Genomic DNA, 13,530 nt, shown 5'->3' with positions numbered 1-13,530 from the left:
GCGAATGCCGGCGTCTCCGCGGGGACGCCGGCATCCTGGCGGAAAGAACAGCCTGAACCGCCTCTGATCGAGCCGGCCAGGGCCGTCAGAGATGCCCTTTCTGTTCGCGTATCGCGGCGATCTTTTCCTTCAGGCCGCTCCAGGCCGGCTTGTCGGGCGCGAAGCGCGCCCGCATGTAGACCAGCAGCTCTTCCATCTGCTGGTCGTTCATGCTGTCCTTGAAGCCCGGCATGGATCCCAGCGAAGGCTGGGCGGGCCGCGTGATGCCGTGCATCAGCACCTGGATGGCGTTGTCGGGGTGGTCGCTGTGCAGATTGGTGTTCAGGGCGAGCGAAGGCCGCGCGCCGAACAGCACCGGGCCGCCGCGCGGATCGTGGCAGACGGCGCAGGCGCCGTTGAACAGCTTCTCGCCGGGCATCAGCATCACGGCCTGATTGGCGCGGCTGGCCTCTTCCAGGCGGGCGGCCTGGGCGGCATGCTCCCTTTCCTGCTGCGCGTCGACCGGATTCAGGCTGGCCAGATAGTGGGCCATGGCGCGCACGTCCGATTCGGGCAGTTGCGCCAGGCCGGCCACGACCGGGCCCATGGGTCCGGCGGCCACGCCGTGGCGCGGCGAATAGCCGGTGCGCAGGTATTGGAACAGTTCCTGTTCGGTCCATGGGATGGGAGACCGGGACAGGCCGTTCAGGGCGGGCGCTTCCCAGTTGTCGGCAAAGCCCCCCGCCAGGAAATTGGCCGCGCCGCCTTTCTCGGCGCCCAGAGCGTTGCGGGGCGTGTGACAGGCGGCGCAATGCCCGCTGCTGTTGACCAGGTAGGCGCCCCGGTTCCAAAGGGTGCTCTGGCTTTCGTCCGGCACATAGGCCTGCTTGTCGCGATGGAACAGCAGGTTCCAGCCGGCCACCAGCGGGCGCATGTTCATGGGGAAGGGCAGTTCGGTCTTCTTGTTCGGGGCGTGCACCGGTTCCTGCGTCATCAGATAGGCATAGAGGGACTGCAGGTCCTCGTCGCTGATCTTGGCAAACGCCGTGTAGGGAAAGGCGGGATACAGGTGGCGCCCGTCCTGGTGTATGCCTTCGCGCATGGCCCGCTCGAAGGCCTTGTAGCTCCAGGAGCCTATGCCTGTTTCCTTGTCCGGGGTGATGTTGGTGGTGTAGATGGTGCCGAATGGCGTCTCCAGGCCCAGGCCGCCGGCGTTGGGCTGGCCGCCTTCGGCGGTGTGGCAGACCATGCAGTCGCCGGCAATGGCGACCAGCCGGCCCCGCTCGATCGCCTGGTCGGAAAATATGGACGTGTCCACGTGCGCGACCGGAGCGATGGCGGGCCGCCAGGGCATGGCGCTGACCACCGCGCCGGCGGCCACGGCCAGCAGTCCGCTCAGCCATGGCTTGCGCCGCCGGGGCGCGCCCTGCGGGCCTTTGCAATCCAGGGCCAGGGCGTCCATGGCGAAGGGAGCGCTGTTCAGGCGCACGCCGGTGGCGTTGAATACGGCGTTGGCGATGGCGGCCGCGGCGGGCAGTTCCACCCCTTGGCTCCAGGCCATGGGCCGCTCCAGCGCCTGCTCGGGCTTGACCAGCTGCACGCTGGGCCGGGACGGCTCGGGCGCGCGCCGCCGCTCGCCGGTGTCCGTGCGGGCGGCGGGCGCCAGCAGTTGCTGGGCCCAGCGGCTCAGGCGGTCCGCCAGGGCGGGCGGCGCTTCGGCCTGCACGCCGGGCTCGGCCAGGGCGCTGCTGTCATGGCCTATGGTCAGCCTGTCGATGCTGAGCCGGCCGCTGTGGGTATCCACGCTCACGTCCACGGCCCAGGCCGACCATTGTTCGCGCGTCGTCTCGCCCGGCTGCCGTTCCACGACGTGGCTGTAGGCCAGGCCGCGGCCCTTGCGGATCACGCCGTCCTGTCGGGCCGGCGCGCGGGTCCAGTCGGACTGGCGGGCCACGCTTTCCAGCAGCTCCCGTCCCTGCCGGCTGGTGACGCGGTCCAGGCGCGCCTGCAGCGGATCCAGTCCGCGTTCGTGGCAATACTGGTCGAATTGCGATTCCTGGGCAAAGATGGTGGCGTGCGCCACGCTGTCCGGATCGCCGACGGCGGCTTGTCCGTCTTGCGCCGCCAGCGGTTGGGAAAAATAATCGCTGACGGCCTGGGGGCCGGCGGCGGGCAGCGAGTCCTGGCCGCACAGCACGGCGGCCAGCGACGGACGCGTGCTGTCCAGGGTGTTCAGGCGCCAGTGCGCGGCCTGCAGCTGTTCCGCCAGTTCCGCGTGGGGGCGCCCGTCGTCATGAACGGCCAGGCGTATGGCCGGCTCCACGCGGGCGGCGCGCACTTGCACCGCTTGCGCGCGGCCAAAGGCCATGACGGCCGCGTCCATGGCGCAGTCATAGGCCTCGGCCGCGTCATGGCCGGGATCGAGCACGATGACGCGTTCGGCCGGCAGGCCGCTCAGGGCTTGCAGCTCGGTCATCAAGGCGGCGGGGCGGCGGGTGCGGGCCCAGACGCGCAAGGTGTCGCCGTCGTGCCAGGCCACGGCCCAGGCTGGTTCCAGTCCAAGGTCGCTGCGCTGCCATTCATAGACTTGGGCCGGACCGTCCGCTTGGCCGGCGCCGGCATTCGCTTCCAGGCTTGGGCCGGCATGGCCGACGGGCGTGGCCCAGCGGGCGTCCAGCAGGGAGCAGGCCTGTTGCGCCTGTTCCTGCTGGACGGCCAGCACGCCGACGAAGTTGCCTTTGCGCACGCAGGCCACCACGCCGGGCACCTGCAGCGCGGCCTGCGCATCCAGCGTCTGCAGTTGCGCGCCTTGATAGGCGCCGTCCGCATAGTGCCAATAAGGAGGGCGCAGCACCACGCCGTGCAGACAGGGCGTGGAGGCGGGCAGGCCGGGCAGTTCCGGACGCGGTGCGGCTTGGGCGAGATGACTCATCGCATGGCCTTTGCCGCGCGCATGGCGGCCTGCATGATTTCCACGTGCGTGCCGCAGCGGCACAGGTTGTAGCGCAGCTCGTCGCGGATCTGTTCTTCGGTCGCCTGCGGATTGCGGTTCAGCAAGGCCTGTACGGTCATGATCATGCCATTGAGGCAATAGCCGCACTGGGCCGCCTGGCAGTCGATGAAGGCTTGCTGGACCGGATTGGGGCGGCCGTCCAGGGCCAGCCCTTCCAGCGTCGTGATCTGGCGGTGCTCCACGATGCTGACGGGCACGACGCAGGAGCGCGCCGCCACGCCGTCCACCAGCACCGTACAGGCGCCGCATTCGCCCAGGCCGCAGCCGAACTTGGGACCGTTCAGTTCCAGGTCGTTGCGCAGTACATAGAGCAGCGGGGTATCGGGTTCCACGTCAATGACGTGCGTCTGTTGATTGACCCGCAGCGAATGCGGGCGGGAGCGAGAGGCCATGGAAGCTTCACCTTTAATTCGTCGCTGGCGCCCGGGTTGCGTGAACCCTGGCCTGGAAACGGAGGTTCGGTTTTATTTGCAAGTTCAACTATAAGAGCTGGCCGGCCGCAGGGAAACGGCTTTGCGCCGGCGACAGCCCCCCGGCTGCCGGGTCCTGGCCATGCGCCGGATCCGAACCTGACGCAGCTCCTCCGTTGCATCGGAGTTGATACACTTAAATTAAGTGTATACACTTTAAATTATTGAGTAAATAGATCAGGTGCGACAATTTACCGCATTTGGCGATAGGCAGGCCGATAGACCCTTGAGTTCGCTGTATCTAGCAAAATTAATAGGGTTTACACTGATTATTGAGTGCTTGATTTTCTATTTATAGTGATGGTTGAAAATGGCGTGTTTGCCATGATTTCCATTTTTTATAGGGTGTGTACGCTGATGATCGGGGCTGTCGTGGAAGCGTGGGCGCGGATGGCGTCCGTTCATGCCGACCCCGTGCAGCGGCCGGCCATCGCCGGTCGTGCAGCGAACCAGGGAGAGTCCGATGTCCTATGACGCGCCGCGACGCCAGCAGCAAGAGCTTTTGCAGGCTGAAGGAACCTTGCTCATCCTTCGCGCGCCCGCGCGTCCGCCCCGCCCGTCGCCGGGCCAGCCCGGCGTGGTTTCCGACTATCTGCAGGCGCATGATGATGTGTTCGTCGCCGTTTCCGAGCAGGGCTGGGTGCGCGCCTTCAGCGGACATGTGGACCTGGGCACCGGCATCCAGACGGCCTTGAGCCAGATCGTGGCCGACGAGCTGGACGTGCCGATGGAGCGCGTGCAGATGGTGCTGGGCCATACGGACGCGGTTCCCAACCAGGGACCCACCATTGCCAGCGCCTCCATCCAGATCCACGCCGTGCCCTTGCGCAAGGCGGCGGCGCAGGCTCGCCGTCTGCTCGTGCAGGAGGCGGCCCGACAATGGGAGCTGGACGCCGCCGAGCTGCGCGTGCAGGGCGGCCTGATCACGGCGCCGGATGGCCGCAGCCTTTCCTATTGGGACGCGCTGCGGGGCCGCAAGCTGCATGCCCAGCTGGACAACGATACCGTCACCAAGCCGGTCGGCGAGCTGCGCATCGTCGGCACGCCCCAGCCCCGCGTGGACATTCCCGGCAAGGCGCTGGGGCAGTGGGTCTACGTGCACGACGTGCGCGTTCCGGGCATGTTGCACGGCCGCGTGGTGCGCCCGCCTTATGTGGGGCGGGACAGCGGCGACTTTGTCGGTTGCAGCCTGGAGTCCGTGGACGAGGAGTCCATTCGCCATATCGCGCCGGACTTGCGCGTTGTGGTGGAGGGCGATTTCATCGGCGTGGTCGCGCGCCGCGAAGAGCATGCCATGCGCGCCGCCAAGGAACTGAAGGTGCGCTGGAAGCCCATTCCCGCCCTGGCGGACATGAGCGATGTGGAACAGGCCATACGCCGCCAGCCCATGACCGAGCGTGTACTCTGCGACACGCGGGCGGACCATCCCGTCCTGCCGCCGGAGGGCAAGCGCTTGAAGCGCACCTATGTATGGCCTTATCAGCTGCACGCCTCCATAGGCCCGTCCTGCGCGGTGGCGCACTATCAGCCCGGCCATAGCCGGGTCTGGTCCGGCAGCCAGAATCCGCACATGCTGCGCGTGCACCTGAGCCAGTTGCTGGATGAGGACGAAGGCTGCATCGAGATCATTCGCCATGAGGCGGCGGGCTGCTACGGCCGCAATTGCGCCGATGATGTCTGCGCCGACGCCCTGCTCCTGTCTCGGGCGGTGGGCGCGCCGGTGCGCGTGCAGCTGAGCCGCGAGCAGGAGCATGGCTGGGAGCCCAAGGGCACGGCCCAGCTGATGGACGTGGAAGGCTCCATCGATACCGAGGGCCGACTGCGCCATTACGACTTCGCCACCCATTATCCGTCCAACGATGCGCCCAATCTGGCCCTGCTGCTGACGGGCCGGGAAAGCGCCGCGCCGCGCCAACTGGAGATGGGAGACCGCACGGCGGTGCCGCCTTACAGCTATCCCAGCATGCACGTGGTCTGCAACGACATGCCCGCCATCGTGCGCGCCTCCTGGCTGCGCGGGGTGTCGGCCATGCCCAATTCATTTGCGCACGATTGCTTCCTGGACGAGCTGGCCTTCGAGGCCAAGGCCGATCCGCTGGAGTATCGCCTGCGCTACCTGGACCGGGACCAGCGGGCGCGGGAGCTGCTGCAGGCCGTGGCGGATCACGGCCAGTGGCGGCCAGGCCGCACGGGTACGCGCGGCGTGCCGGATGAGCAGGGGTGGCTGCATGGCCGCGGCCTGTCCTATGCCCGCTACATTCATAGCAAGTTCCCCGGCTTCGGCGCCGCTTGGTCGGCATGGCTGGTGGATTTGAGCGTGCATGCGGACAGCGGCCTCATTCGCGTGGACCAGGTCTATGTCGGCCAGGATACCGGGCAGATGGTCAACCCGGCGGGGGTGCGCCATCAGATCCACGGCAATGTCATCCAGTCCCTGAGCCGTACTCTGTACGAACAGGTCTCTTTTGATGGCCGCGGCGTGGTCAGCGCCGAATGGGGGGCCTATCCCATCATCGGTTTTCCGCGCATCCCGCCCATCGAGGTCATCCTGATGGATCGGCAGTCAGAGGCGCCCATGGGCTCGGGGGAATCCGCCTCCGTGCCTTGCGCCTCCGCCATTGCCAATGCTCTTTTCGACGCCACCGGCCGGCGCTTCCGGCGGGTGCCTTTCACTCCGGACGTGGTCCGGGCCGCGCTGACCGCTGCGAACCAGGCAGCCACGGCGTGAGCGTGTTTCAACCCAAGGACAGTTTAATGAGTACATATCTTTATGGTGGCCATGTGCAGGCGAACGGCATACGCCAGCACTACCTGCGTTACGGCGGTTCGACCGGCGAGCGCGCCGGCCGCGATGCGGTCATCATCATCCCCGGCATCACCAGCCCGGCGGTCACCTGGGGTTTTGTCGGCGAGCAGTTCGGCCGGCATTTCGACACCTACGTGCTGGACGTGCGCGGCCGCGGCCTGAGTGAAGCCGCGGAAGGCATGGACTACAGCCTGGACGCCCAGGCGGCCGACGTCATTGAATTCGCCAAGGCCCTGGGCCTGAAGCGTTACGCCATCGTAGGCCACTCCATGGGCGGCCGTATCGGCGCCCGTGCCGCCCGCTCCCATCCTGAAGGCCTGACCCGCCTGGTCATGGTGGACCCGCCCGTGTCCGGTCCGGGACGCCGCGCCTATCCATCCAAGCTGCCCTGGTATGTGGATTCCATGGCCATGGCCCGCAAGGGCTGCACGGCCGAGGACATGCGCGCCTTCTGCCCGACCTGGACCGAGGAGCAGCTGCAGCTGCGCGCCCAGTGGCTGCACACCTGCCACGAGCCGGCCATCCTGGCCAGCTTCGAGGGCTTCCACACCGATGATGTGCACGCGGATTTCCCCCAGATCCAGGTGCCGGTGATGCTGATGGTGGCCGAACGCGGCGACGTGATCCGCGCCGAGGACATTGCGGAAATCCAGAGCCTGATCCCAGGCGTGACGGTAGCCCGCGTGGCCAATGCCGGCCACATGATCCCCTGGGACAACGAGGCGGGCTTCTACGCCGCCTTCGGCGATTTCCTGGGCGTGCGGATCGCCTGATCGAGATTTAAGAAACAGCCGTGCGCCGCACGGCCTGACGACGAGGAAAACTATGGCAGTCAGTGATTATCAACTTATCGAAGCCTGGCAGGAGGTGCTGCGCCTGTCCAAGCTGGAGCGCGGGCAGACGGTGACGCTGCTGACCAGCTCGAGCACGCACCCGCAGACGCTGCAGTGCGCCCAGATCGCGGCCCAGTCCATGGGCGCGGTGGTCAACCGGCTGGACCTGCTGCCGGTCAACGCCGACAAGGCGCTCAGCCGCGACTCGCTGGCCTACCTGGGCACCACGCCGCTGACCGGCAACGAGGCGGCCATTGCCGCGCTCAAGGCCAGCGACCTGGTGCTGGACCTGATGACGCTGCTGTTCTCGCCCGAGCAGATCGACATTCTGAAGTCGGGCACCAAGATCCTGCTGGCGGTCGAGCCGCCCGAGATCCTGGTGCGCACGGTGCCCACCGAAGCGGACCGGGCGCGGGTGACGGCGGCCGCGCAGCTGATCAAGGCGGCCAAGGAAATGAGCATCACCTCGCCGGCGGGCACGGACCTGCGCTGCGCGCTGGGCGAGTTCCCGGCGATTCGCGAGTACGGCTTCGTGGACGAGCCGGGTCGCTGGGACCACTGGCCCAGCGGCTTCGTGCTGACCTGGCCCAACGAGGGCGGCTCGAACGGCACGATCGTGATCGACAAGGGCGACATCCTGCTGCCGCAGAAGAAGTACTCGACCGAGCCGATCATCCTGACGGTGGAGAACGGCTACGCGACCCGGATCGAGGGCGGGGTGGAGGCCGAGCTGCTGGACGAGTACATGAAGTCCTTCAACGATCCGGAAGGCTACGCGATCTCGCACATCGGCTGGGGCTTGCAGCCGCGCTGCCACTGGTCCACGCTGGGGCTGTACTCGCGCGAGAACACGATCGGGATGGATGCGCGAGCCTTCGAGGGCAACTTCCTGTTCTCCCTGGGGCCGAACAACGAGGCCGGGGGCGCTCGCACCACGGCCTGCCACATTGATATTCCGCTGCGCCACTGCACGGTGAGCCTGGACGGGCGCGCCGTGGTGCGCGATGGCAAGGTACTGGACGGAGGCGTGGGTGAGTACGAATGAAGGGGCGGTGTACGCCCAGCAGGGTTTTGGGGCGCAGCTGGAGCCGCAGGCGCCGTACGGGCTGCTGATCATCGACCTGGTCAACGGCTTTGCGGATCCGGCGGTGTTCGGGGGCGGGAACATCCCGCAGGCGATCGAGAACACGCGGCATCTGCTGGCCACGGCGCGCGCGCAGGGCTGGCCGGTGGCGCACTCGCGCATCGTGTACGCGGACGACGGGGCGGATCACAACATCTTCAGCATCAAGGTGCCGGGGATGCTGGGGTTGCTGGAGAACGAGCCCAACAGCCAGATCGTGCCGGCGTTGACGCCGGCGCCGGGCGAGCTGGTGGTGCGCAAGAACGTGCCCTCGGCGTTCTTCGGCACCTCGCTGGCGGCGTGGCTGACCCAGCGCGGGGTCAAGACGCTGCTGGTGGCCGGGGCGGTGACCAGCGGCTGCGTGCGCGCCAGCGTGGTCGATGCGATGCAGCTGGGCTTTCGCCCGCTGGTGGTGTCGGACTGCGTGGGCGACCGGGCGCTGGGCCCGCACGAGGCGAACCTGTTCGACATGCGCCAGAAGTACGCGACGGTGGCCACGCGCCAGGAGGCGATGGCGCTGCTGGGCCTGTAAGGGCGGCGGCCGCGTGACGGTTTCGACGGCCTGCCGCTTGGGGGCGGGCCGTCGGACATGTACCCCCGGGGGCTGGACGGCTTCCGGGGGTTTTTTTTATCTGCCTGTTCCTTGAAATACCTGTTCCAGACTTTGGGCGTCGAGTAGGCAGCGATAGAAGGTGTCGTACCGGGTCATGGATGGGGTCCTGGAGGAGTGGAGTCCAGGAACCAGCATGACTGATTGCTTCCGTCAGAACAGCCGGTTGATCAAGTGTTTATCCAGCGTAGTATTGCGGCCGGCTCATACTGTCAACGGCAAGGGCTGTCGCGAACGAGGCTTTGCCGCTACCCTAGCGGCAGTGCCGGGCGCGGACCGGCGTGAACAGGGCCGGCGCGTCGAGGCGCGGGCAAGGAGCGGCAATGACAGGCGTTGAACGAGTTCAGGGGGTAACGGGGCTGGTGCTGGCGGCCGGGCTGGGCCGGCGGTTCGATCCGTCGGGACGTCAGCTCAAGCTGCTGGCGCCCATGGCGGACGGGGTGACGGTGCTGCGCAGGGTCTGCGAGACGGCGCTGGAGGTATTGGACGAGGTCGTGGTGGTCTGCGACGTACACGAGACCGAACTGCGCCAGGAGCTGGACGGGCTGGCGCTGCGCTTCGTGCGCGCCGAACAGGCTGCGCGCGGCATGGGAGTCACTGTGAAGGCGGGCGTGCAGGCCAGCTCGCCCGCCTGCGGGTGGCTGGTGCTGCTGGCCGACATGCCCTGGGTGCAGGCGCGGACCCTGGCGGCTCTGGCTGGCGCCTTGCGTCAGGGCGCCGGCCTGGTGCGGCCGACCGTGGACGGACAGCCCGGCAATCCGGTCGGGTTCGGGGTCGGGTGGCGCCGAGAATTGCTGGCGTTGCCCGATGCCGAGGGAGCTCGGGGCCTTTTGCAGGCGCACAGCCAGGACACGGCCTGGGTGGCCGTGACCGATGCGGGCGTGTTGCGGGATGTGGACGTGCCGGCCGACCTGGATCCGTCGCTGTCCTGACTGCTCAGGCGTGACCGCGCTGCTTGGCGATCTGCTGGCGCTCCAGGCGAGCAATGTAGTTCTGAATGGCGGTCTGGGTGGAGCCGGGCAGGTCGATGAAGGTGCAGCCCAGGCGCTGGATCTGCTTGCCGTTGGGAAGCTCCTGTTTTTCCGTGCGCGCGACCTCCAGGGCGACCAGGAAGGAGCCGGTATCCGGCAATTCCAGCAGGGATTGGGCGTAATGCGTACCGATCGGCTCGGGCATGTCCATGGATTCATCCACCAGGGACAGGCCGCCGCCGCTGATGTCGTGCAGGCGAAAGCTCTGGCTTTGATTGTTCAGTCGCAAGGTGACCATGGCCGGCTCGTTCAGCGGCACATTGACGCGGAAGTACTCGCGCCGCTGCAGGCGCCGTATGGATTCCGGGATGGGAATGGCCAGGGCGGGCTGGCCTTCGAAGGAGGTGCCTTCCGGAGTCGGGGCCTGGAAAGTGATCTTGACCTTGTCCACGGACGTCTCGAAGTTGACGTGTTCGGATTGCAGCAGACGGCGGGTCTGCTCTTGCTTGTTGGCCGTGTCGATGACGATGGTGTTGCTGTCCGGATCTATCTCCAGGATGGTCGTGACGATGCTGGTGTCTCCCTGGCCCGCTTCCATGTGCAGCAGCAAGCCGCTGCTCTCGATGGTCCGCAGGATGCGCAGGATCTCAAATCGGGACTGGACCTGGTAGGGATCGTCGTCGTGGGGATGGTGCGAGGAAGTCATTGCGCTGCGGACAAGAAAAGTCATCAGTGGTCGGGGACAGCCGCCAGATTAACATTCTTGCCCGCTTTAGGACATGTCTTAAAGAATTGATAAACAGCGAAAAATCAGTCTGATTCCGCTATTTGCAAGGCGCAGCGCGCCGCGGCCAGATCCCAGGCTGCGCAGCCTACCGACTTGAAGAAGAAGGGTTTGTCCCTGGGCGCCGGCGAGCGCAGCACCTGGTGGATGCCCTGGACCTGGTCCCAGTCCACCTGGGCCTGCAGCAGGTCGCCCGCTTCGTGGCGGGCGCCGTTAAGGTCATCGACGTACAGGCGGCTGGCATGCAGGGTATGCGGCTCGAACTCGGCCATATCGGCGCGGAACGCGCCCACTCCGATCAGCAGGCGTTCCAGCCGGGCTTCTTCGTGATAGACGGGCGTCAGGCTCCCGGTCAGGGCGATCACCACGTCCGCGTCGGCGGGCAGGTCCCTGGTCAGGCGGACCCGGCCGCCATGGCGCTCGCGCAGTCCGGCCACGGCCTGTTCCGCCCGGGGCGGATTGCGGCATGTCAGGGTGACGCGGGCGTTGGGATACAGCGTCAGGATGGCGTCGGCATGGCCCAGGGCCTGGCGGCCGCAGCCCAGGGTGGCCACGTGCGTCGGCCCTTGCGGCCAGAGCGCCTGTATGCCCAGCATGGATACGGCGGCGGTGCGTCGCACCGTGACGGTGGGGCCGTCCAGCAGCGCCAGCGTCTGACCGGTGCGCGCGTCGTAGACCGCGACCAGGGCCAGGATGGAGGGCAGGCCCAGGGCCGGATTGTCGGGCATGACGTTGGCGAGCTTGTGCACGCCCACATCGTGCGCCACGGCCGGCATGGAGAGCATCTGTCCGCCCTGCGGGTAGTTCAGCACCTGCCGCTCCGGAGCCAGGATCCTGCCGGCTGCATGTTCGGCCATCGCCTTGCCCAGGCAGGCGACCAGCTCGGGGTAGGGCAGGCAGCGGGCGGTGTCTTCCGCGGACAGGACTGAAGAAAGGGTCAGGTTCATTGCAGGTCTCCGTCAAGGTGGGCCGCCGGCGCGGCGGCGCCCGGGCGTCATGCCGACCAGTGTAGCCCAGCGCCTGCGCCGGGCAAGACCGGGCTCACCCGGATTCACCCTAGGTCTCTTCACCGGGCTTGACAGTTTTTCGCCCCAAGGGCGCGCCCGTCGCGGCATAATTGCGGTTCAAGCCTGCGCCTGTCCTGGCGGGCTGCTGTAATTGGGGAGAAAAGAAAAATGGGCTTGCTCAATTCCGTAGTGTCGGCCTTGTCGTCGGCGGACCCGCACTCCAAGGTGCAGGGAGAGCTGCTGCCGGCCTTGATCCAGGTGGTCAGCACCTATCCCGGCGGCCTGGCCGGTTTGATCGAGCGCTTTCGCGAAGGCGGTTTTGCCGACGTGGTGTCGTCCTGGCTGTCCCAAGGCGAGAACAAGGCCATCGGCGAGCAGGACCTGGCGAGCGTCATGGGCGCTCCCGCCATTGAAAAGCTGGTCAGCCTGTCGGGCCTGAACCAGCAGACCGTGCTGGAGAACCTCAAGGTCATGCTGCCGTCCCTGATCGACCAGGCCAGCCCGAACGGCCATTTCGATCCGTCTCACCTGACGGACGTCAACAGCCTGCTGGGCGGGCTGACGCAATTGTTCCGCAAGAGCTGATCTTTCACGTATCAAGAAAAAGGCGCCCCTCCAGACCGGAGGGGCGCCTTTTTGCTTCGGATCGCGCCAATCAGCCGCGCGAGGCCTCCAGGGCCTGTTCCAGATCGGCCAGGATGTCGTCGATGTGCTCGATGCCGATGGACAGGCGCACCATGTCTTCGCTGACGCCGGCCGCCGCCAGCTCTTCGCTGTTGAGCTGGCGGTGCGTGGTGCTGGCCGGATGGCAGGCCAGGGACTTGGCGTCGCCGATGTTGACCAGGCGCAGCACCAGCTTCAGGGCGTCGATGAAGCGCGTGCCGCCCTCGATGCCGCCCTTGATGCCGAAGGACAGGATGGATGCGGGCTTGCCGCCCAGGTAGCGCTGCGCCAGTTCGTGCTCGGGGTGGTCTTCCAGTCCGGCGTATTTCACCCAGGATACCTGCGGATGGGCCTTCAGATAGCGGGCCACCTTCAGGGCGTTCTCCGTGTGGCGCTCCATGCGCAGCGGCAGGGTCTCGATGCCTTGCAGGATCTGGAAGGCGCTCAAGGGGGACAGGGCGGCGCCGGTGTTGCGCAGCGGGGCCACGCGGCAGCGGCCGATGAAGGCGGCGGGACCGAAGGCTTCCGTGTAGACCACGCCGTGATAGGACGGGTCGGGCTGGTTCAGGATGGCGAAGCGCTCCTTGTGCTCGGCCCAGGGGAACTTGCCCGAATCGACCACGATGCCCGCGATGGTGGTGCCATGGCCGCCCATGTACTTGGTCAGGGCGTGCACCACGATGTCGGCGCCGTGCTCGAAGGGGCGGCACAGGGCGGGGGAGGCCACCGTGTTGTCCACGATCAGGGGCACGCCGTGACGGTGCGCGGCGTCGGCCAGGGCCTGCAAGTCCACGATGTTGCCGGCGGGGTTTCCAATCGTTTCACAGAATACGGCGCGCGTGCGCTCGTCGATCAGGGACTCGAGCGCGGCGATGTCGTCGTGCGGGGCGAACCTGACGGTGATGCCCTGGCGGGGAAAGGAATGAGCGAACAGATTGTAGGTGCCGCCGTACAGCTTACTGACGGAAACAATGTTGTCGCCAGCCTCGGCAATCGTTTGTATAGCATACGTGATGGCCGCCATGCCCGAGGCCACGGCCAGCGCGCCCACGCCGCCCTCCAGCGCGGCGACGCGCTCTTCCAGCACGGCGTTGGTGGGGTTCATGATGCGCGTGTAGATATTGCCCGGCACCTTCAGGTCGAACAGGTCAGCGCCATGCTGGGTGCTGTCGAAGGCGTAGGAGGTGGTCTGGTAGATCGGCACGGCCACGGCCTTGGTGGTCGGATCGGGCTGGTAGCCGGCATGAATGGCAAGAGTCTCTAATTTCATG

General features: G+C 66.9%; 11 protein-coding genes. 6 read left to right on the top strand and 5 right to left on the bottom strand.

The window, feature by feature from the left end; translation table 11 throughout:
• Positions 1 to 85: 85 nt before the first annotated feature.
• Together ACF3ND_RS14290 and ACF3ND_RS14285 are read right to left on the bottom strand one after the other, a co-directional pair.
• Positions 86 to 2,911, bottom strand: coding sequence for a c-type cytochrome (locus tag ACF3ND_RS14290; protein WP_394061549.1), 2,826 nt, complete (start codon positions 2,909 to 2,911; stop codon positions 86 to 88).
• On the bottom strand, positions 2,908 to 3,384 hold the full coding sequence (locus tag ACF3ND_RS14285) for a (2Fe-2S)-binding protein (protein WP_394061547.1): 477 nt from the start codon (positions 3,382 to 3,384) through the stop codon (positions 2,908 to 2,910). Before ACF3ND_RS14285 ends, ACF3ND_RS14290 begins: the two co-directional genes overlap by 4 nt.
• A 541-nt stretch (positions 3,385 to 3,925) precedes the next feature.
• Between ACF3ND_RS14285 and ACF3ND_RS14280 the strand changes: the two genes are divergently transcribed.
• From ACF3ND_RS14280 to ACF3ND_RS14260, 5 genes are all read left to right on the top strand, one after another.
• Positions 3,926 to 6,190, top strand: coding sequence for a molybdopterin cofactor-binding domain-containing protein (locus tag ACF3ND_RS14280; protein ID WP_394061545.1), 2,265 nt, complete (start codon positions 3,926 to 3,928; stop codon positions 6,188 to 6,190).
• Positions 6,191 to 6,216: 26 nt separating this feature from the next.
• Positions 6,217 to 7,041 carry an alpha/beta fold hydrolase gene (locus ACF3ND_RS14275; RefSeq protein WP_394061543.1) on the top strand — a complete coding sequence of 275 codons (825 nt, stop codon included), beginning with the start codon at positions 6,217 to 6,219 and terminating at the stop codon, positions 7,039 to 7,041.
• Between the two features lie 52 nt (positions 7,042 to 7,093).
• Complete coding sequence (locus ACF3ND_RS14270; protein ID WP_394061541.1) at positions 7,094 to 8,146, top strand: 2,5-dihydroxypyridine 5,6-dioxygenase; 1,053 nt, start codon at positions 7,094 to 7,096, stop codon at positions 8,144 to 8,146.
• Positions 8,133 to 8,756 (top strand): N-carbamoylsarcosine amidohydrolase, encoded by a 624-nt coding sequence (locus ACF3ND_RS14265; RefSeq protein ID WP_394061539.1) that lies wholly within the window; start codon positions 8,133 to 8,135, stop codon positions 8,754 to 8,756. Before ACF3ND_RS14270 ends, ACF3ND_RS14265 begins: the two co-directional genes overlap by 14 nt.
• Before the next feature lie 401 nt (positions 8,757 to 9,157).
• Positions 9,158 to 9,766, top strand: a complete 609-nt coding sequence (locus ACF3ND_RS14260) for an NTP transferase domain-containing protein (RefSeq protein ID WP_394061537.1) — start codon at positions 9,158 to 9,160, stop codon at positions 9,764 to 9,766.
• Between the two features lie 4 nt (positions 9,767 to 9,770).
• Here the strand turns inward: ACF3ND_RS14260 and ACF3ND_RS14255 are convergent, their stop codons facing one another.
• Together ACF3ND_RS14255 and ACF3ND_RS14250 are read right to left on the bottom strand one after the other, a co-directional pair.
• The gene (locus tag ACF3ND_RS14255; RefSeq protein WP_394061535.1) at positions 9,771 to 10,511 is read right to left on the bottom strand and encodes a flagellar brake protein; all 741 of its coding nucleotides are present in this window, start codon (positions 10,509 to 10,511) and stop codon (positions 9,771 to 9,773) included.
• 104 nt (positions 10,512 to 10,615) lie between these two features.
• Entirely contained in the window at positions 10,616 to 11,536 is a 921-nt protein-coding gene (locus tag ACF3ND_RS14250) for a delta(1)-pyrroline-2-carboxylate reductase family protein (RefSeq protein WP_394061533.1), read from the bottom strand.
• Between the two features lie 228 nt (positions 11,537 to 11,764).
• On the opposite strand from ACF3ND_RS14250, the gene ACF3ND_RS14245 reads away from it, so the two are divergent.
• A complete protein-coding gene (locus ACF3ND_RS14245; RefSeq protein WP_394061531.1) occupies positions 11,765 to 12,181 on the top strand; it encodes a YidB family protein in 417 nt (138 codons plus the stop codon).
• A gap of 70 nt (positions 12,182 to 12,251) precedes the next feature.
• On the opposite strand, the gene ACF3ND_RS14240 is transcribed toward ACF3ND_RS14245, so the two are convergent.
• Complete coding sequence (locus tag ACF3ND_RS14240; protein WP_394061529.1) at positions 12,252 to 13,529, bottom strand: bifunctional O-acetylhomoserine aminocarboxypropyltransferase/cysteine synthase; 1,278 nt, start codon at positions 13,527 to 13,529, stop codon at positions 12,252 to 12,254.
• Between the last annotated feature and the right edge of the window lies 1 nt (position 13,530).

The sequence above is a fragment of the Alcaligenes sp. WGS1538 genome (assembly GCF_043187505.1).
Taxonomy (GTDB): domain Bacteria; phylum Pseudomonadota; class Gammaproteobacteria; order Burkholderiales; family Burkholderiaceae_B; genus Alcaligenes.
The sequence above is the reverse complement of the archived record's forward strand: the minus strand, read 5'-3'. Positions and strand labels throughout refer to the sequence as shown.